This window comes from Maribacter sp. R77961, assembly GCF_044594925.1.
Classification (GTDB): domain Bacteria; phylum Bacteroidota; class Bacteroidia; order Flavobacteriales; family Flavobacteriaceae; genus Maribacter.
Window position 1 is genome coordinate 2,011,521 of sequence record NZ_CP138991.1, and the last position, 21,251, is coordinate 2,032,771.

Genomic DNA, 21,251 nt, shown 5'->3' on the forward strand with positions numbered 1-21,251 from the left:
TACCCAGTATTTGGCGAAAGGGTAATGATCTAGTTTCTATTTTTTATCTTAGCCCTTCAAAACAAAATATATGCATTTTTTAGGTATTACATGGAATCCAAACGAGACGTTGTTCAATATTGGATTCGTTCAGATCAAATACTACAATCTATCGTGGATTATAGCTTTTGCCTTGGGATGGTATATTATGAAAAAGATTTTTGTCCGTGAGAAAAAATCTGTTGAGCAATTAGACTCCTTATTTATACACACGGTCTTAGGCACCATGCTTGGAGCAAGACTAGGGCATGTTTTTTTCTATGACTGGCCTTATTACAAAAACCATTTATTGGAAATTTTATTACCTATTCGAGAAAGTAATGCAGGAAGCCTATTCTTTGGATTGATTGATGGGTATGAATTTACTGGATTTACCGGACTAGCAAGTCATGGGGCTATTATTGGAGTATTCGTAGCGGTTTATATTTTCACTAGAAAATTTCCAGAATTCAGCATGTTGTGGCTTCTTGATAGAATGGTCGTACCCTTTGGGATGATTGCTTTTATACGTTTCGGGAATTTTTTCAACTCCGAAATTAATGGCAAAATTGTTGATGAAAATTTTATTTTCGCGACAAGGTTCATAAGAGATTCAGATGACCTACATCCTTCCAAGGCCCTTGCCATAACCAAAGAAAAAACACTTGACGCCGCCTATAACGCTATTGAAAATAATCCGCAATTTTCACAATATCTTGCTGAAATACCATATCGCCACCCGGCGCAGGTTTATGAAGGAGTGGCATATATCTTTATATTTATAATCCTCTATTTTCTTTATTGGAAAACTGACAAACGAAATAAATTGGGCTATTTATTCGGTTTATTCTTAGTACTTCTCTGGACTATTAGATTCTTTGTAGAATTCGTTAAGAAAAGTCAAGGAGGTTTTGAAGAGTCTTTAGGACTACTCTCAACAGGTCAATGGCTCAGTATTCCTTTTATTTTCATTGGTTTGTTCTTTATGTTTAAACCTTCTAAAAAAGGGTGATTATGAAATTTTTAAAATGGTCTTTTCTATCCATTTTCCTTTTTGTTGCTGCCACTAGCTGCAAGGAAGAAGCTAAAAAAGTTATTAAAACCGAAGCCATAGCCTTTACCAAAGAAGGTACGCTTCAGATTTTTAAAAAGGAAGCAGATACTCTTTTGGCAAATTTTGATATTGAAATTGCAGAAACGGATTATGAAACGCAAACAGGTTTAATGTACCGAAAGGGCATGGAGGATAACCAGGCTATGCTTTTCATTTTTCCGGATGTAGCCATGCATTCGTTCTATATGAAAAATACAGAATTTGCCTTGGATATCATTTATATTGATGAAAACCTACGCATAGCAAGTTTTCAAGAGAATGCGCAACCCTTTAATGAAAATGGTCTATCCTCTCAGGTACCCATTAAATATGTTTTAGAGGTTAATGCGGGTCTTTCCGAAAAATTTCTTTTAGAAGTAGGAGACCAAATTACATTCACTAGAAAATAGAGGTATGAACTACCTTTTAGAAAACCAAGAATCGCAGCGTTTATATTATAGGAAAGTACTGCCTTCTGACTTTACCGCTTGGTTGCCTTTTCACCAAGAACCCAAAAGCACCCAATATTGGGAAGGATTACCAAAAGACCCAGAAATAGCCTGCAAAGAACAGTTTCAACAAATTTTTCACCGCTATGACAACGCATTAGGAGGCATGAATGCGCTTATCTCTAAAAATGACAATACACTCATTGGCCTGTGTGGACTTCTAGTTCAAGAAGTTGATGGCGAACGCGAATTAGAAATTGGCTATTCAATTTTACCTGAGTACTGGCGACAGGGGTTTGCTTTTGAAGCCGCCCATAAATGTAAAGAATATGCCTTTTCTAAACAGTTGGCATCTCATTTAATATCCATCATTCATATCGATAATATTCCGTCACAAAAAGTAGCGCTAAAAAATGAAATGCTTTTAGAGAAAACTACGAGCTACAAGAACAATCCCGTTCATATTTTCAGAATTAACGCGTAATATGCAAAAGCACTGCGCCATATTAATTGATAATAAATCTGCTAAGACAGCACTAATTCATAGCATACTTAAAAACAAACATCCTTACTTTAAATGGCTTGCCAATAAAAAAGGTGCGTTGTTTTCTCCCATTGCACTAGCTCATTTGATTAATGAAGAAGAGCAGCATGATTATAAGATAATAAAGCAAACGAAACAACCGCTGCGTACCATGTCTAGTGGAGAGCAAAAGAAAGCTTTATTGCAACACGTTTTAAACACTAAACCAGACTATATAATTCTTGACAATCCTTTTGATAGCCTTGATAAGGATTTCCAAAAAGAACTCAAAACACTATTGCTACAAGCCTCAAAAGACACCCTCTTTTTACAATTTGCGAGTAGAAGTAGCGACGTATTACCATTTATTCAACAGTTTACTAAGCTCATAGGAGACAACTTAAAACCTACTACGGAATTAGCTCTGCAAACTAAACCAGAAAACAACTTTCTAAAAGGCCCAATACCAAAACCGCTAAATCCTATAGGTTTTGATTCTGAATTATTAATTAAGTTTAAAAACGTCTCTATCTCTTATGGAACCAAGCCTATTTTAAATACAATTAATTGGAGCGTAAAAAAAGGAGAATTCTGGCAATTAATTGGTGCTAATGGCTCTGGAAAATCGACTCTATTATCAATGATTACTGGAGATAATCCAAAAGCATACGGTCAAGATATATCTATTTTCGGCAAACGAAAAGGAACAGGAGAAAGTGTTTGGGAAATAAAACAAAAACTGGGTTATTTTTCGCCCACAATGACCTATAAATTTAGCGGTAGGTTTTCCATAGAACAAATGCTAATTTCAGGTTTTAACGATTCTATAGGCCTATATACCAAACCTTCTGACGCTCAAAAAAGAAAAGTAAAGGAATGGTTGCAACTTTTAGCGCTTTGGCCAGAAAGAAATACGCTTTTCACCGACCTATCCTTGGGACAACAACGATTAATTATGACCGTAAGGGCAATGGTGAAACATCCACCATTATTAATTTTAGATGAGCCTACCACAGGCATGGATGATGATTCAGCTAGCCTTCTGGTTTCGTTAGTCAACAAAATAGCCTTAGAAACCCACACCACTATCATATTTGTATCTCATCGAGACGAGCCAGGGCTGCATCCAAAAAAAAGGTTTCAATTACAAAGCAGTCCCAAGGGTTCCGTTGGGGTAACAAAAAATTAAACTACCTCGAGGTTTTATAACCTTTGACGGTGCCAATAAAAAAGCCGCTATACTTTTAGGTATAGCGGCTTTTTGTAAAACATTAGTTCTATTAAGTATTACCCTTTACTTCCTGAAGTAATCTTTTTACTTAATGCATCATACATTATTGGCGTTGCAATGAATACCGATGAATAAGTACCTATGATAACACCTACAATCATTGCGAACATAAATCCTCTAAGCGACTCACCTCCAAAAATAAAGATGGCCAATAGCACTACTAAAGTAGTTAACGAAGTATTTAAAGTTCTTCCCAAAGTACTATTAATAGCCGAATTGATATTATCGCCAGCTTTCCAGCCACGTTCTGCGATTACCTCACGAATACGGTCAAAAACAACTACGGTATCATTCAAGGAATACCCTATCACCGTTAATATTGCTGCAATAAAAGCTTGATCGATTTCCATGTTAAATGGTAACACTTTTCCAAGGATAGAGAAAACACCTAGTACAATGAGAACATCATGAAAAACGGCTATAACCGCTCCTAAAGAGAACTGCCATCTACGGAAACGCAATAGGATGTAAAGGAACACTACCGCAAGCGAACCTAAGATTGCCAAGAAGGCATTTTTCTTAATATCATCAGCAATGGTAGGTCCTACCTTTACAGATTGCAAAATACCTATAGATTTGTCATCACTACCAACACTAAAGGCCTGTTCTGTAATACCGTCCGGCAAGTACTTCTGTAGCGAGGTGTACAGTTTATCCTGAATCTCAGCATCTACTTCAATACCTTCAACATCTACCTTATAAGGCGTCGTAATTTTTATCTGATTAGATTCTCCGTAGGTTTTAACGTTGGTACCACTACCAAAAACCGTATTTAATTCAGAGGCAATCTCCGAAGGGTTTACAGGTTGCTCAAAACGAACCGTATAAGAACGTCCTCCAACGAAATCTACTCCTTGTTGAAGCCCAGGTCCGAAGAATAAAGAAAATAAACCTACGGCCACTAAAATACCTGAAATCACATAAGCAATCTTTCTTTTAACCAAGAAATCAATACTAAGGTTCTTAAATAAACCTTTTGTAATACTTGTTGAGAAATCTAAAGTTCTTCCTTTACCACTAATATACCAATCCACTAATAAACGCGTAATGAATATTGCCGTGAACAAAGAGGTTAGAATACCTATAATCAAGGTTGTTGCAAATCCTTTAATTGGACCAGAACCGAATATGAAAAGGATGATGGCTGTAAGACCCGTGGTAATATTCGCATCTAAGATAGAAGATAGTGCATTTCCAAAACCGTCTGCTACTGCCTGACTCTTGCCTTTACCTTTCGCAAGTTCTTCTTTAATACGTTCAAATATAAGAACGTTAGCATCCACGGACATACCAATGGTTAATACGATACCGGCGATACCAGGCAAGGTCAATACTGCATTCAAGGAAGTTAAAACTCCAAAAATCAATAAGATGTTCAACAATAAAGCAACATCTGCAAAAGCACCTGCTTTACCATAATAAAAAATCATCCATAACAATACAATTGCCATTGCTATTAAGAAAGACATGAAACCACTATCAATAGCTTCTTGACCCAATGAAGGACCTACGATTTCTGATTGAATTATCTCCGCAGAAGCAGGTAATTTACCAGCTCTTAGAACGTTCGCGATATCCTTTGTTTCATTTACCGTAAAATCTCCGGAGATTTCAGTTCTACCACCAGTAATACCACCAACTACAGAACATCCTGGGGCAGTATACACTTTATTATCCAAAACAACGGCGATACCTGTTTGGTTTACATTGGCATCGCTCGTAAGTTTTTGCCAAAGTTTAGAACCTTTGGAGTTCATGTTCATGGTTACAACTGGCTTACTGAACTGGTCAAACTCACCTCTTGCATCACTCACTACATCTCCACTAATTCTTGGTGTTCCGTCCCGGTTAGATTTTAATGCATATAGATTGATAACCTCCACATCATCTGAAGAAGGTCTTTCCCAGACAAATTTCACGAACTGAATATCTGCAGGCAGTAATCTTCTAATTTCCGGCATTCTTAAATAAGACCCTATAGTAGCGGTATCTTTTATAGCCGCTTGGAACATTGCATTACTTCCTGGATTGGCAGGGATAAGTAATTCGTACAAAGGATTAACCTGTGTTGCCAAGTCTAAAGAATCCGCAGCAACATCAGATAGTAAAGAATCTAGTTCCGATTCCTCCTTAACAGGCTCTGGTTCATCAACCTTTACAATACTTTTCAATTTCTCGTTTGCCTGAATCAAGAATGTACTAAAGCTTGTATTACTTTGCGGATACGTTTCCCAGAACTCTAACTGCGCTGTACTTGACAATAAGTCTTGTGCACGGGCTATGTCTCTTGCTCCCGGCAATTCCACCAATATACGACCAGAATTTCCTTCTCTTTGAATGTTTGGTTGGGTAACTCCAAAACCGTCGATACGCTCGCGGAGTACTTCGAAAGCGGAAACAATGGATTCGTCAATTTTTCTTCTTATAATAGGCTTAACCTCATCATCTGACATTTGAAAATTAACCTCATCACTTAAACCCTTGTTAGCAAAAATATCAGGAGAAGCCAATTTTGTTTCTCCTTTAATATTATCAAAAGCTTCGAAAAAGAGCTCAATATATGTATCATCACTATTCTTAGACGCCGTATCTGCATCGGCCAGCGCCTTATTGAACACTGGGTTTTTCGTATTATTGGCCAAACCTTTCAAGATATCTTTAACCGAAATCTGAAGGGTTACGTTAATACCCCCTTTAAGATCAAGACCTTTATTAAGTTCCTTCTTCTTTGCTTCCTCATAGTTTGTATAACCAAGTATGGTGTTTGTACCAATGGAATCTAGATAACTAGCTTCTAATGCCTCTCTTTTAGAAATATAATCTTCCTCGGCTTCGGAAATTTTACTAGCGGCGAAAACACCCGCCTCTTTTTCTACCTTGTTGGTGATAAAAGTATAGGATAGTTGATAGATACTAACTAACCCAAACAATAAAGCAAAAAGCTTTATAAGTCCTTTATTTTGCATTTTATTTTTATTTATGTTGGATATTCCATAACACAATAGCTATAGGATATCATTTTTAAATTATAATGTATTGGTGGTTGTTGCGACTTTAGATAACCAAGAATGTGAAAAAATTCTTAGCCATGATTTTGAAGTATAGGTCCAGCCCTGACCTCTGGAAATATATATGCACCAGTGTTTATGGATATTATGACAGTTCTATTTATCTTAAAGGATAAATCGTAAGGGTGATTGTTCCCAAGGACCGGTACTATATTTCCTGAAGCCACGGGAGCGTTCAAGAATTCACGATCATCTTTATTTAGTTCATAAGCGAACTTTCCATTTAAACTTAATCCATCTTCGATTTCATGAAGGTCTAAAACAACTAGGCTACAGATTTCGGGTAATTCATCCTCAGGAAAATCAAAAGGAAGTTTATCAAACTCTTCAAGACTTAATAAAAGTTCTTCATCATTGGAAAGGAACTGTTTAATATCTTGCGCCCCGATAGCGCTATAATAACGTAAACTTAGTTGTGCATCGTTATTCTCTAAAACTTCAATATCGGTAATCCCTAAAGCTTGCAGCTTTGCCGTAATAGTTGCAAGAGCATCTTCTTGAACAGTCCCCGAAGAAGTATTCGTATCAGAAAATTGCAACACAATTTTTTGATTTACCACTCTGGTCTGGCCAAATGTTATCCCTATCAAGGATAGTAGAACAACTAAAGTACCTATGTACCATTTTGAATTCATGCGGCAAAGATAAAAATAAAGAGGTACTACACGGTATATTTTTCTAATAACTATGAAGTGAACCTATTAGTTAGCAAAAAAGCCTTCATAGTTAAACTATAAAGGCTTTTAAATAACATAATTTCTACAGGTAAATTATAATTCCAATAGACCGTTCGTCTTTGTAACTCCGGCAGCACTTTCCTGCATTTTAGTCTTTTCTGCATCGCTTAAAGGAACATCTACAATTCTTTCGATCCCATCTTTTCCAAGAATGACCGGCACACCGATACAAATATCGTTTAAGCCATACTCGCCTTCAAGATAAGTAGAACACGGAAACATTTTCTTTTGATCACAAGCGATAGCCTGTACCAATCCGGAAACTGCAGCTCCCGGAGCATACCAAGCACTTGTTCCTAACAATTTAGTAAGTGTAGCACCACCCACTTTAGTATCGGCGGCAACTTGCTCTAGACGGTCGTCCGACAAGAACTCCGATACTCGAATACTATTTCTAGTCGCGTGAGAGGTTAACGGCACCATACCTGTATCGCTATGGCCACCTATAACCATACCGTCAATATCCGAGATGGGGGCTTCCATAGCCTCGGCCAGTCTGTACTTAAAACGAGCACTGTCCAATGCACCGCCCATTCCTATAATTCTATTTTTTGGTAAATCTGTAGTTTTGTGAACCAAATAGGTCATCGTATCCATAGGGTTACTCACTACAATAAGAATAACATTCGGCGAATGTTCTATTAAATTGCTGGAAACAGTTTTTACGATTCCCGCATTAATTCCTATTAATTCCTCTCTAGTCATTCCAGGCTTTCTTGGTATACCAGAGGTTATTACGGCGATATCACTATTGGCCGTTTTGGAGTAGTCATTTGTACTACCCGATATTTTCGTATCAAAACCGTTTAGGGAAGCCGTTTGCATTAAATCCATTGCCTTACCCTCTGCATAGCCTTCCTTTATATCTAAAAGAACAACTTCTGACGCAAAATCTTTTATTGCAATATACTCAGCACAACTTGCTCCTACCGCTCCTGCTCCTACTACTGTAACCTTCATCTATACTAATTTAGTTATTGTTAAATTTTATACTTTTCTATTTCTAGACTAATATTTCAAAAATAGTTATTTATTGATCAAAAATAGAACGGAAATACCTCTTTAATTGTCCTAAAACATTTTAAAAACTATCGACGAAATGACAATCTCGTTAAAAAAAATGACCGTTTAACGAAGAAAACGTCAAATAGTTACCATACATCGAATTATAATACTATTGAAATAGAACTGGGCGTTATCGTTTATGGAATCCCAAATTCCAATAACCTACTTAACTATGAAGAAACTATTTTCTTTATTGGCGATCATTGCCATAATTTTATCTGCAAATTGCTCTCGTATAGAGCAAAACGATGACCCTATTATAGGTATTTGGTTTGAAGCCAAAACTATTTCAGCAGAGAGCACCGCTAAAACTACTATTAGAAAAGAGTGGATTTTTAATGATGTCTACCTAGGCAGGTATCACGAAATCAATGGAAACGACATTACCCTCAAAACAGATTTTAAATGGTCTCAAGAGAATGGTGTATATACCGTAGAATATAGAGGTCTTGAGGACAAACCTAACGACATAGTTACCATTCAAAGTAATGATGAGGGCAAACTACTACAAAAGACAGATGGTGGTCTATTAGCCATTAAGGAATAAACAATTTTAATAGGGCCATGGGAAAGAGTCTGTTCGGAGTAATCTGGGCAGGCTCTTTGTATTTGCAACAAGAACCTGTAAACTGACTAGGGACGCCTGGGAGTATTATGCCCTTTGGGAGTGTCAATAAAAAACCTCCATGACTACAGAAGTCGCCTAGGAGGTTTTAAACTTTTAGTTTACGAATTATTATCTAAACCCGAAGTTCACTCCAAAAGCCAAGGTGTTGAACTCAGCTAAGGTATAGTCAGCATTTAACCTAAAGAAACCTAGCTTAAGCTTAGCACCAATATTTCCTGTTACACCACTTGTATTTTGAGTTATTGAGAAAGGGTCTGTTTCTGTTCTTGAAAATGGTCCCACACCCACGGTGTAATCCCCAAGGACATTGGTCACAGATTTACCCGTAACATAACCTAAGCCTCCATAAAAATTAATGATAGGAAGTTTTGTAGATACTACGGCATTAAATGCCCAAGTACTGATATCCGATTCAAGTCTTTGGTCATTACCGTTTATGGTAGAAACTTCAGTGAGGTCATAATCACCAGAAATTTTAGTGTAGCCGATTACTGCAGAAATAGCAACTGGTAAAATCTTATCCGCAGGTAATAACTTGGTGAAATCATGTTGAAGAGCAAAACCTATAAGACCAACTGATGCACCTTCGTATTCAATTTTTGGCAGAAAGCGCGCCTTTATCTCCGTGCCCTTAATAAGCCCGACACTACCTTGCAGATAACCTGATGGTATAAAATCCAACCCTTCGGCAGAAAGTCCCGTAGGCAAGTTAAATTCTTGACGTTCTGGCGGTAACCCTGGACCTACCTCTACTTCAACAAACACCCGTATACCCTCCAAGTCTCCTAAAGCAGAGGAAACAGGTCTAGCTGTTCCAGGATTATCTACAAAGTCCAAGTTTTCATAGTCAATAGGATTCAGGACAAAGCTTTTCTTGTCTTCCTTATTCTTAAACCCCGTAATATTACCGATTAATGAGATTTCAAAACCACCTAAAGGTTTCGCATCTGCTGAATTATACCATCCCGTAGCCATATTAAATACCGCACTCTCGGACACTGGTGATAAATAGTCTGTGGTAAACCTTTCAGCGTCTTCCACTCCTGCTGCGAACACATCATTGAAGTCTGCTTGTGCCATTATAAAAGAAAAACTGCACATTAAAATTCCTGTAAGTAAATACTTCATTTTTTAAATTTTATCTAAAACTAAAAAACCTGCGGTGTTGCCGCAGGTTTTTGTTGTGTAAGTATCAATTTCTATGTGTCAATGTTCGCATAAACGGCATTTTTCTCAATAAACTCTCTTCTTGGTGGCACCTCATCACCCATTAACATAGAAAATACACGGTCGGTTTCTGTTGCATTTTCAATTGTAATTTGGCGTAAAGTTCTAAAGTCCGGATTCATTGTGGTATCCCATAATTGCTCCGCATTCATTTCACCAAGACCTTTATAACGCTGAATACTTACACCTCCGCTATAAGAATCCGCAATAGCATCGCGCTCCTCATCATTCCAGGCATAGCGTTTCTTCTGTCCTTTCTTAACCAAATATAATGGCGGAGTGGCTATGTACACATGACCTCCTTCTATTAGCTCTCTCATATACCTGAAGAAAAACGTAAGTATGAGTGTTTCAATATGACTACCATCAACATCGGCATCACACATGATTACTACTTTATGATAGCGTAGTTTCTCTAAATTCAAGGCCTTACTATCCTCTTCGGTACCTATAGTAACTCCAAGGGCAGTATAAATATTCTTTATCTCCTCGTTCTCAAATACGCGGTGGGGCATTGCTTTTTCAACATTCAGAATTTTACCACGAAGGGGCAAAATTGCCTGAAACTTTCTATCGCGCCCTTGTTTGGCGGTACCTCCCGCAGAATCACCCTCAACCAAGAAAACCTCACATTGCGCTGGATCTTGCTCTGAGCAATCCGATAATTTACCGGGCAATCCTCCTATACTCATTACCGTTTTACGCTGTACCATCTCACGGGCCTTAGTGGCCGCATGTCTGGCAGTAGCTGCTAGTACTACTTTCTGAATAATGACCTTCGCATCATCAGGATGTTCTTCCAAATAATTAGTCAGCATTTCAGAAACTGCTTGGCTTACCGCCGAAGATACTTCCCTATTACCGAGTTTTGTCTTCGTCTGACCTTCAAACTGGGGTTCGGCAACCTTAACGGAAACAATTGCCGTTAATCCCTCACGGAAATCATCCCCTTGAATTTCAAACTTCAACTTATCCAACATCCCCGAAGCATCTGCATACTTCTTCAAAGTAGAGGTTAAACCCCTTCTAAAACCTGATAAATGCGTACCTCCTTCGTGCGTGTTTATGTTATTTACGTAAGAATGTAGATTCTCCGTATAACTGGTATTATACATCATTGCAACTTCCACAGGAATGTCATTTTTCTCTCCTTCCATGGAAATAACGTTCTGTATCAGTGGTTCTCTATTCCCATCTAAAAACTTAACAAACTCTTTTAAACCCTCGGTAGAATGAAAAACTTCAGAAACAAATTCTCCTTTGTCATCCTTTTGACGTTTATCCGTAATCGAGATGGTAACTCCTTTATTCAAATAAGAGAGTTCACGCATTCTACTAGAAAGCGTTTCATAACTATACTCTATTGTCTGGGTAAAAATGGTGGTATCCGGCAAAAAGGTAACCTCGGTTCCCCTATCCTCTTCAGTACACTCCCCAATAGTTTTAACTGGATACAAAGCCTTTCCACGTTCGTATTCCTGTTCCCATATTTTTCCTTCCTTAAATACAGTAGCTCTTAAGTGACTTGATAAAGCATTTACACAAGAAACCCCAACACCGTGCAAACCACCGGATACCTTATAGGAATCTTTATCAAATTTACCACCTGCACCAATTTTAGTCATTACAACTTCTAGCGCGGATACACCTTCTTTTTTATGCATTCCCACAGGAATACCTCTACCATTATCCCTAGTGGTAATGGAATTATCTTCATTTATGGTAACTGAGATTCTATCACAGTGCCCGCCCATGGCTTCATCGATAGAATTATCCACAACTTCGTACACCAAATGGTGTAAACCTCTTACACCAACATCCCCTATATACATCGATGGGCGCATGCGCACATGCTCCATGCCTTCCAGGGCCTGAATACTATCCGCAGAATAATCCTTGCCTGTAATTTCCGGCACTTTATTTACAGCATCGTCCTTCTTTGCCTCGTCCTCGTTTTTTGCTTCTTCGCTCATATAAATAAAAGTTGATTATTTTAAATTTCGCAATCTTACAAATATACGGAATACCCTATAGAATATAGTGTTTTGTCTGTTTCGACACTATGAAGTTATTAACAATAATTGTGGAAAATTAAGACCCTCTTAAATCGACAAAAGAGCCGCTTTAAGAGCGACTCCGTTTGTTACATGAAGAGGAAGCAAACATCCCTTTAAGCGAGATACTACTTTAGGGAAGCCTTGGCTAAAATATCTTGCATTACTGGATAGTCCGAGTCAGAATCTTTATACTTTTCGCGCTCTTTTACCAGCTCTAATTTCATTTCCGCTATTCTAGCCACGTATTGTTTATCATCTATAGCATTGTAAAGTTCATTGGGATCTTTCCTTAAGTCATAAAATTCCCAATTGGTATCCGTCGTTGTTTTAGATGTGCCTTTCTTATCCAAGCCTTGTCCATAGAAAAATGCCAATTTGTAGCGCTCATTTCTAATACCAAAATGTGCAGGCCTATCTGGGCTATGCAGCCAGTATCTGTAATACATTTGTTTACGCCATTTCTCGGGAGTTTCTCCGTTAAGATTTGCTCTAAAACTCTTTCCCTGCACATAAGAGGGTTTTTCTATTCCGGCATAGTCCGCCAAAAGAGCAGCAAAATCAATATTCAGAATAATATCATCAATACGCCGACCAGCTTTTAGCTCCTTAGGGTATCTGATAACAAATGGCATTCTCAGGGATTCTTCATAAATGAGTCGCTTATCGAAAAAACCATGTTCACCTAAAAAATAACCTTGGTCCGCGGTATAGATCACAATCGTATTATCGGCAATTTTTTCCTCCTCCAAGTAATCCAATAACTTGCCAATATTATCGTCAATAGCAGCACCTGAACGCATAAAATCTTTAGCTAATTTTTGATAAATCTTCTTTCGCTTTTGAATGGTATCCAAACCTTTTAGAGCATACGGAAGTCCAGGGTAATGCGTCCAAAAATCCTCGGTATCGGTGGCTTTTTGCCAACGCTTACCTAAGTTTTCTAAAACTTGACCTTTAAAAGTGCGCCCCGTAGTACGTTTACCAAAATCCATAAGCGACCCTGGTTCCGGAATAGTATCGCCCTCGTAAAGCCTTTTGAAGCGTTCGGGATAGTCAAAAGGCTCATGGGTAGCCTTAAAATTACAGAACATTAAAAATGGCTTTGTAGTATCCCGAGCCCTTAAATGCGAAATAGTAAGATTTGTAATTACATCGGTAGAAAAGCCTTTATACTGTTTACCTCCTGATGTGTCACGACCATCCTTCCAATTTTTATTGGTCTTCAAAATAGGATTCCAATATTCTCCCTGCCCAGGAAGTACATTAAAATAATCGAAACCCTGTGGTTTTTCGACTAAATGCCATTTCCCGATTACAGCGGTTTGGTAACCATGCTCAGACAGGGTCCGAGCAATATTTGGATGATTGTCAGGAATTGGTTCGTTCAAGGTATACACCTGATTTATGTGGCTGTACTGCCCGGTAAGTATGCTGCCACGGCTTGGAGTGCAGATACTATTGGTGCAAAACGCATTGTTCAACACTACCCCCTCAGATGCCAATCTCTTGATATTAGCATTTTGAACGTAATCTTCTAAAACACCTCCATAAATACCCCATGCTTGTGAGGTATGATCGTCAGAAAGTATAAAAAGGATGTTTGGTTTATCCGGTATTTGTTCAGGTTCTTCGGAACAAGCAAAGAGCAAGACACAGACCGACACACAAAACAAAACCTTGCAAGTACGCATGAACATTTTTTTTAAAAGTTTACCAAACTAGTTAGATGCTATAAATATATCTAAATAAGAAACAAAATGTTTAAAACTAGTAGCGGTGTCAAAAATTTGACACCGCTACACGGACTAATTAATTAAGCTACCTTGGGGCAAGCCCGCGAAGTATTCGTAGGAAATTATCATTTAATTTCGAGGCAAACCTTGTGGTATTATACCACTTTGGCGGTGCCAATAAAACTGCTATGTTTCTAGAAAACAAATCATAGTATTTTCTTATGGTCTTGCTGTTATTTCACATAAGCATCATCATGAACGGCAGCCACTGCCCTACCAGAAGGATCATTCATATTTTTAAAAGCTTCGTCCCATTCTAGTGCTATTTTAGTGCTACAAGCCACCGAAGGTTCTTGTGGAACACATAATGCAGCTGCATCTGACGGGAAGTGTTGTTCAAAAATTGAACGGTAATAAAACTCCTCCTTAGTGGTCGGGGTTTGTAATGGGAACCTAAACTGTGCATTTGCCAACTGCTCATCAGACACTTCAGCATCTACTACTTCTTTTAAAGTATCTATCCAGCTATAACCCACACCATCCGAAAACTGCTCTTTCTGTCTCCAAGCAACGCTCTCTGGCAACATATCTTCAAATGCCTTCCGTACCACCCATTTTTCCATACGTTCACCATTGATCATCTTATCCTTTGGATTTATTCTCATAGCCACATCCATGAACTCTTTGTCCAAAAAGGGTACGCGTCCTTCGATTCCCCAAGCAGCTAATGACTTATTAGCCCTAAGACAATCATACATGTGCAACTTATCAAGCTTTCGAACCGTTTCTTCGTGGAACTCCTTTGGATTTGGAGCTTTATGAAAATAAAGGTAGCCTCCAAAAAGTTCATCTGCCCCTTCACCTGATAGTACCATCTTAATGCCCATGGATTTTATAACCCTAGCCATTAAATACATCGGAGTAGAAGCCCTAATAGTTGTAATATCGTACGTTTCCAAGTTGTAAATTACATCACGAATAGCATCTAGACCTTCTTGAATGGTAAATTTTATCTCATGATGTACCGTACCAATATGGTCTGCTACCTTTTGAGCGGCCGCGAGGTCTGGAGAACCATCTAAACCAACTGAAAAAGAATGAAGTTGCGGCCACCAAGCCTCCGTAGTATCATCTGACTCCACACGTTTTTGGGCATATTTTTTTGCAATCGCAGAGGTAACGGACGAATCTAATCCTCCGGACAATAATACGCCATAAGGCACATCTGACATCAATTGTCTATGAACCGCAGCCTCCAATGCCTCTTTAATTTCTTGTATGCTGGTCTCATTCTCTTTAACGGCATCATATTCCATCCAATCCCTTGAGTACCATTTTTTAAGTTCACCATCCGAGCTATGTAAGTAATGTCCGGGCGGAAACAATTCTATTTTAGTACAGGTTCCTTCCAATGCCTTTAATTCCGAGGCTACATAAAATGTTCCATTTTGGTCCCAACCCATGTACAAAGGAATGATTCCCATATGATCGCGCGCCACAAAATATTCGTCCTTGGAAGCATCATAAATTGTAAATCCGAAAATGCCGTTCATTTCATCCAAAAATGAAACTCCTTTTTCCTGATAAAGCGCAAGGATGACTTCACAATCAGATTCTGTTTTAAAATCATAAGTACCTTCAAACTGCTTACGTAGTTCCCTATGATTATAAATTTCTCCATTTGCAGCTAGCACCAATGAACCATCGGCACTTAATAATGGTTGTTTTCCCGAAGCAGGGTCTACAATAGCCAAACGCTCATGGGCCAAAACGGCTTTTTCATTAGCATATATTCCACTCCAATCCGGTCCTCTATGTCTAATCTTTTTTGACATTTCCAACAATTGAGGTCTTAAAACCTCTGTACTTTCCTTTACATCAAATGCACATACAATTCCACACATAATCTTACTATTATATCAATTTGAAGGGCAAATATGAATATAAACTTTCAATAATTAAACAATAATACTAATATCAATTACATTTATTAATTAAAAATTAAATTTAACAGCTATACACCAACTAAATAAGTGCTATTCTCTAAAAATTTTATCATTCTGTAAGGCAAGTAAATTTTAACGACTTTTTATCACATAAAACTGAACGAACTACTTAGTTTTGAAACACTTTAAAAACAAACATTAATTATGAAAAGATTACTAGTACTTACAACAATTGTTTTTGCCCTGGTTTTTACATCCACTGCAAGCGCACAAAAATTTTCTGGATTAGATAAAAGCCCAATGGACATGGCTTCTTATCCTAGTGATTACAAGATTTCCGAAAAAGTGGTTAGAATTGCCTACGGTCGCCCTCAATTAAAGGGGCGTTCCATGTCAGAACTAGCTCCTGTCGGGCAAGTATGGAGAACAGGTGCGAACGAAGCTCCTGAAATTACGTTCTATAAAGACGTAAAGTTTGGCGGTACGGATATTAAGGCAGGAACCTACGCTTTACTAACTATTCCAGGAGAAAAGGAGTGGACCATAATCCTTCACAATCAATTAAACCAGTGGGGAGCTTATTTCTACAAAGAAGCTTCGGATGTTGCACGGGTAACTGCTGCTGCCAACGCTGATGGTAATTCCTTAGAAGAGTTCTCTATTGCCTTTAAAGAGGTAGACGGTGGTGCACACATGGTAATGGGCTGGGATACAACTCGTGTTGCAGTACCTATTATGTGGTAAAGGAAAGCGATTGAAATTAGAAAGCCGTAGCATTATTAACTACGGTTTTTTTTGTATAAAATTTTCTGTACTTATTGCGGTGGCATTTTTCTAGTACCACGAATCTTATAGGTTCCCCGCGTTGAAGAAGTTTCTCCTTCTATTATATTTCCTTTAATCATTAAGACTACGGAAATACGTTCCAGTCCCTCAATATTCATATTGAACTTAATCATGTTCTTGTTCACCTGCACATCTTGACCTGTTAAGGTTCCCGTCTCTAATTGCACCTCAACAATATGTTTACCATTTTCTTCTCTAATAAAAAACACTCCGGTTTTATATTCTGGGGATGTTCCCTCAGCGTTATATATCCAAACACCAAAAGGGTTTTCGGTCTTTATAGTATTCCATGAACTATTTAATGTTTTATCACTTGCCAAAGCCGTTGGCACTAAGATAATTGAGGTAAAAACCAACATGGCGATTTTTAGAAAACTACGATACTTTTTCATTTGAGAATAACTGGTTGTTTTTACATAACGCAGAAGTCTCAAAAATATTCCAAAAATTAAATCTTTTTAATCTTAGTGAACCATCTTGGACAGGCCTCGAGGCATTATAACCTTTGGCGGTGCCCATGAAATTATTTCTTACTATTGATCCAGGTATTAATTTTCTCTTCCAGTAGTACTAGCGGTAAACTTCCGGAATTCAGCACTTGGTCATGAAAAAGCCTAACATCGAAATTAGCACCCAACTCCTTCTCTGACTTTAATCTTAGTTCTTGTATTTTTAGTTGTCCAATTTTATAGGACAAAGCTTGGCCCGGAGTAGCCATGTAACGCTCTATTTCAGAAATGACCCCTTCTTCAGATTCTGCTTCATTATTTAAAGAGTAGGCTATAGCCTCTTCCCTAGTCCAACCTTTTGCATGAATTCCGGTGTCGACCACCAATCTAATGGCCCTATGCATTTCCATACTCAGCATACCAAAATACTGATAAGGATCCTCATACAATCCTAATTCTTTGCCCAAAGATTCTGCATAAAGCGCCCATCCTTCCACAAATATACCCATACTTTCTGGATGTAAGAACTCTGGTAAATTGGTATTCTCTTGCTGAAGCGATAGTTGATAATGATGTCCAGGTATGGCTTCATGAAGAAATAAAGCTTCATTTTGAAGTGTATTAAATTCCGCCACGTTCGGAATAGGCACATAAAAGGTTCCCGACCTAGTACCATCCTTTGAACCGGGCACATACTCCGCACTGGCCGAAGCTTCTCTAAAAGCTTCTGTTCGTTTTACTTCAAAACCTGCTTTTGGCTTTGAAGTAAAGACTGAATCCAACCGGATAGCAATACGTTTTTTAATCGTGTTGAAATTAGCTATTACTTGCTCCGGTTTTGTAAAAGGTTTCAGATTCTCATTAGCTCTGATAAATTCAAAAAATGATTTCAAATCTCCTTTAAATCCTATTTCAGATTTCACCTTTTCCATTTCTTCACGGATACGCGCAACTTCGCTCAGTCCCAAATTATGAATTTCATCAGCCGTTAGATTCGTAGTCGTATGCAAACGTATTAAATAGTCATAGGTAGCTTCTCCATTTGGCAAATCTCCAATTCCATCTGTTTCTCTAGAGGCAGGCAGATATGTATCTACTAAAAAATTATTTAGCAACTTATATTTAGGCACAAGTTTATTGGAAATAAAATCTTCGTACGTCTTCTTGATGGCATCCTGTTTAGCCTCTGAAATGGCTTCTGGAATATTCAGTACGGGTTTATAAAATAAATTATCCTCTAAAGGGACACCGATAAACGCCTGAACCTGAGGAAGCATTTTTAAAGTAAGTACTTTTGGTGAAACCACGCCTTGCGCCATACCTTCTTCCATTTTAATGATACAGGTGTCCAGAAAAGCTAAATAATCCTCTAAACGCTCCAACCAATCGCTATAATCTTTTTCTGTTTTAAAAGGTTGAACACTTGAACCGCCCCCCAATTGGGCCATATACAAATGCAGTGATTGTATCTGAAACAAGGGCATTAATTCAAAATTAGGCAGATCATAGATTGGGGATGCTATTGTGGTTAATGGGTTCATTAAACCTTCTAGTTTAATGCTACAATCCCACTCCATTACTTTTAGACTCATCCAATTCTCAGCTCCCACACTAAGGGAGTCATACGCAGAAAGTGCATCTAAAAAATAAGTGTATCGTTCTTTTAAATGTAATTGATAGTCATCAGAAATATAGTTGGCTACAGTATCATTATATTTCTGGTAACCCGCTTTCGTAGCTTCTATTGGGTTGATACTTTTCTTAAATGAATAGAACGCTACAAAAAGACTATCAACAGCGCTATTGGAGCTGGGCGTAATTATAATTTTCTTTTCTTCTTTGCAGGCTAACACCAAAAAAATAATCCCCAGAACAGAACATAGTTTTTTCATCATTTGGCTACATTTATCAGTAAGTACATTACTCTTTATTTGTTTGAACGATTCTTTTTCTTCTCCTTTATCTTCACATAAATGAGTTTGTTCCGGCCTTTGGAATCCTCTCTTCGTTCAATCTCAAAATTTGGTATGGAGTTAATAAGGGGTGTTAATTTCTGAAAACCATAATTACGTGCATCAAAATTGGGTTGTTTCTTTTGTAACAAACTACCGACATCCCCTAGAAATGCCCAACCGTCGTCATCCGCCACATCGTCAATCGTATTCGATATAAATTTAAGCTCCTTTGGCGTAATTTTATCTACCTTGTTGACAGTATTAAGCTTCTCGCCCCCCGTTCCAGCAGATTCTTCCGCCTGACTTTTTAAAATTTCGATATAGATAAACTTATCACAGGCAACAATAAAAGGGTTTGGGGTCTTACGCTCTCCAATTCCAAAAACTTGCATACCCGCTTCCCTTAATCGCGTAGCTAAACGGGTAAAATCGCTATCGCTACTTACGATACAAAAACCATTGACTTTACCGGAATACAATATATCCATAGCATCTATGATCATTGCGGAATCCGTAGCATTTTTACCTTGCGTGTAACCATATTGCTGAATGGGGGTTATAGCGTTTTCTAGCAATACGTTCTTCCATTTCCCAAGACGGGGATTTGTCCAATCTCCATAAATTCGTTTAATAGTAGGATTACCATATTTGGCTATCTCCTCCATCATTTCCTTTACGTAGGCAGATGGTATATTATCACCATCTATTAATACCGCTAGATTTAAATCCATTATTTTGCTTTTTGTAAAGGTAGGTGGTTTTATAGCTGCCTACCAATAGGTATTCCATTAAGTTGAATTTTTACTTTTTGAACTATACTATTATTGCGGATTATCAGCTTTTATAGAACCTATAGCCAAGAAAGCTAAGAATCCTAGTCCTAGATACCCTACCAGCCTATATGAACCAAATGTAGAAAGACATAAACTAAAGATACTTGGCGCTAGGGCACTTGCTAAAATCAAAAGACTCATAATTTTTCCCGTAATACTTCCTAGATGGGTTCTGCCGAAAAAACGGGGCCAAGCCACAGCATTCAGCACAGCGAAAAATCCGCCTAAAATTCCAAAACCGGCAATGAGCATGGGGACACCTACCCAAGTGGATAAGAGCAAGAAACCTAAGGAAGCTAAAAAACCGCCCAATAGCATGAGGTACAGGTATAATTTTAAAGGGAGGTAATCACTGAGAAAATTAAAGATGGTAGAAACAGTTACTGCTACCACAGAACCTGGTAGAAAAATAGAAATGGCGTCTTGTTTGGTAAAGCCCTCACTATCAAAGATAGACACTACATGAAACGTAAGTCCCGTAATGAAGAAACTATTGAACGCTAATGTGAGACCGTACATCCAAAAGGCCCTTTTCTTTTTGGCCTCTTGTAAGGTAAATTGTTTAGGAACCGTTTGCTGTTCCTTAGTACTTTCTGAAATCGACTTAACACCATCTGGGAGTAAACCGTGCTTTTCTGGAGCTATCTTATAAAAAAAGAATATGACAATACTAAAAAAAACCAGTCCTATTGCTAAAAACTGCCACGTTACTTCCCAACCATAACCTTCTATTAAGCCATTAATCCATAAAGGAGAGGAAGAAAACCCAAAGGAAAGCGCCACGCTACTGAAAGCATTGACTTTTCCCCTGTTCTTATCGAACCAAATCATGATAACGTTTCTAGAGGCCATGGTAAGTACTCCTTGACCGGCAAACCGTAATAAAAAGAACAGCATAGTGATTAATACAAAAGAGACCATCCACGAGTCAGTGGCTAACAATTCCTTTATGTACCGACTCATTTTCGCCGACCAGGAACAGAGAAACAAGGTAACACCTAATGACAATGCAGCAAAAAAAGCAACATACCTAGCCCCGTAGCGATCAAACCAAATACCCGCTTTACCAATTACTAAAGAACTGATAATGGTCCCTATCATATAGGCATTGCTGAATTGATTTCTGGAAAGACCCAGTGCATCTTTTACTGGGTCCGTAAAAACAGAAACACCTATAGTTTGGCCTGGAATACTGCAATAAATACCAATTGTACCTATTACAAGGATAACATATCCGTAGAAGATGGGGCTCTTGGCGGGATCTATTAGTTGTCTTTGAAATATGTTGGACATGAATAAAAAGCTAAGGACAAAAATACGTTATTAGCAAGAA

At 38.1% G+C, this 21,251-nt stretch carries 17 protein-coding genes; 6 read left to right on the forward strand and 11 right to left on the reverse strand.

Features of this window, described 5'->3' with window-relative positions:
- The first annotated feature begins 70 nt into the window (after positions 1–70).
- Genes lgt through SJY09_RS08820 form a run of 4 tightly spaced genes read left to right on the forward strand, consistent with a single transcriptional unit; the run spans position 71 to position 3,272 of the window.
- Positions 71–1,030, forward strand: coding sequence for a prolipoprotein diacylglyceryl transferase (gene lgt, locus SJY09_RS08805; RefSeq protein ID WP_396635357.1), 960 nt, complete (start codon positions 71–73; stop codon positions 1,028–1,030).
- A gap of 2 nt (positions 1,031–1,032) precedes the next feature.
- Positions 1,033–1,521 (forward strand): DUF192 domain-containing protein, encoded by a 489-nt coding sequence (locus tag SJY09_RS08810; protein WP_396635358.1) that lies wholly within the window; start codon positions 1,033–1,035, stop codon positions 1,519–1,521.
- 4 nt (positions 1,522–1,525) lie between these two features.
- Positions 1,526–2,044: a GNAT family N-acetyltransferase gene (locus tag SJY09_RS08815; RefSeq protein ID WP_396635359.1), complete on the forward strand. Its 519-nt coding sequence runs from the start codon at positions 1,526–1,528 to the stop codon at positions 2,042–2,044.
- Between the two features lies 1 nt (position 2,045).
- Positions 2,046–3,272: an ATP-binding cassette domain-containing protein gene (locus SJY09_RS08820; RefSeq protein WP_396635360.1), complete on the forward strand. Its 1,227-nt coding sequence runs from the start codon at positions 2,046–2,048 to the stop codon at positions 3,270–3,272.
- Between the two features lie 98 nt (positions 3,273–3,370).
- Here the strand turns inward: SJY09_RS08820 and secDF are convergent, their stop codons facing one another.
- From secDF to SJY09_RS08835, 3 genes are all read right to left on the reverse strand, one after another.
- Complete coding sequence (secDF, locus tag SJY09_RS08825) at positions 3,371–6,340, reverse strand: protein translocase subunit SecDF (protein WP_396635361.1); 2,970 nt, start codon at positions 6,338–6,340, stop codon at positions 3,371–3,373.
- A 116-nt stretch (positions 6,341–6,456) separates the two neighbouring features.
- Positions 6,457–7,077 (reverse strand): hypothetical protein, encoded by a 621-nt coding sequence (locus SJY09_RS08830; RefSeq protein ID WP_396635362.1) that lies wholly within the window; start codon positions 7,075–7,077, stop codon positions 6,457–6,459.
- 135 nt (positions 7,078–7,212) lie between these two features.
- Positions 7,213–8,139 carry a malate dehydrogenase gene (locus SJY09_RS08835; RefSeq protein WP_396635363.1) on the reverse strand — a complete coding sequence of 309 codons (927 nt, stop codon included), beginning with the start codon at positions 8,137–8,139 and terminating at the stop codon, positions 7,213–7,215.
- 277 nt (positions 8,140–8,416) lie between these two features.
- On the opposite strand from SJY09_RS08835, the gene SJY09_RS08840 reads away from it, so the two are divergent.
- Complete coding sequence (locus tag SJY09_RS08840) at positions 8,417–8,791, forward strand: hypothetical protein (protein WP_396635364.1); 375 nt, start codon at positions 8,417–8,419, stop codon at positions 8,789–8,791.
- 189 nt (positions 8,792–8,980) lie between these two features.
- Here the strand turns inward: SJY09_RS08840 and SJY09_RS08845 are convergent, their stop codons facing one another.
- The 4 genes from SJY09_RS08845 to asnB form a co-directional block, all read right to left on the reverse strand.
- Positions 8,981–10,000 carry a DUF6588 family protein gene (locus tag SJY09_RS08845; protein ID WP_396635365.1) on the reverse strand — a complete coding sequence of 340 codons (1,020 nt, stop codon included), beginning with the start codon at positions 9,998–10,000 and terminating at the stop codon, positions 8,981–8,983.
- A gap of 71 nt (positions 10,001–10,071) precedes the next feature.
- Positions 10,072–12,072: a DNA topoisomerase (ATP-hydrolyzing) subunit B gene (gyrB, locus tag SJY09_RS08850; protein WP_396635366.1), complete on the reverse strand. Its 2,001-nt coding sequence runs from the start codon at positions 12,070–12,072 to the stop codon at positions 10,072–10,074.
- Positions 12,073–12,281: 209 nt separating this feature from the next.
- Positions 12,282–13,847: a sulfatase gene (locus SJY09_RS08855; protein WP_396635367.1), complete on the reverse strand. Its 1,566-nt coding sequence runs from the start codon at positions 13,845–13,847 to the stop codon at positions 12,282–12,284.
- 275 nt (positions 13,848–14,122) lie between these two features.
- A complete protein-coding gene (asnB, locus tag SJY09_RS08860) occupies positions 14,123–15,793 on the reverse strand; it encodes an asparagine synthase B (protein WP_396635368.1) in 1,671 nt (556 codons plus the stop codon).
- 246 nt (positions 15,794–16,039) lie between these two features.
- Between asnB and SJY09_RS08865 the strand changes: the two genes are divergently transcribed.
- Positions 16,040–16,579, forward strand: coding sequence for a DUF2911 domain-containing protein (locus SJY09_RS08865; protein ID WP_396635369.1), 540 nt, complete (start codon positions 16,040–16,042; stop codon positions 16,577–16,579).
- Between the two features lie 71 nt (positions 16,580–16,650).
- Here SJY09_RS08865 and SJY09_RS08870 read toward each other — a convergent pair whose 3' ends face one another.
- The 4 genes from SJY09_RS08870 to SJY09_RS08885 all read right to left on the reverse strand — a co-directional run bounded on the left by SJY09_RS08870 (position 16,651) and on the right by SJY09_RS08885 (position 21,211).
- Entirely contained in the window at positions 16,651–17,073 is a 423-nt protein-coding gene (locus SJY09_RS08870; protein ID WP_396635370.1) for a hypothetical protein, read from the reverse strand.
- Positions 17,074–17,204: 131 nt separating this feature from the next.
- The gene (locus SJY09_RS08875) at positions 17,205–19,025 is read right to left on the reverse strand and encodes a DUF885 domain-containing protein (RefSeq protein ID WP_396635371.1); all 1,821 of its coding nucleotides are present in this window, start codon (positions 19,023–19,025) and stop codon (positions 17,205–17,207) included.
- 32 nt (positions 19,026–19,057) lie between these two features.
- Positions 19,058–19,816: an NYN domain-containing protein gene (locus SJY09_RS08880; RefSeq protein ID WP_396635372.1), complete on the reverse strand. Its 759-nt coding sequence runs from the start codon at positions 19,814–19,816 to the stop codon at positions 19,058–19,060.
- 90 nt (positions 19,817–19,906) lie between these two features.
- The gene (locus SJY09_RS08885; protein WP_396635373.1) at positions 19,907–21,211 is read right to left on the reverse strand and encodes an MFS transporter; all 1,305 of its coding nucleotides are present in this window, start codon (positions 21,209–21,211) and stop codon (positions 19,907–19,909) included.
- Positions 21,212–21,251 lie beyond the last annotated feature (40 nt).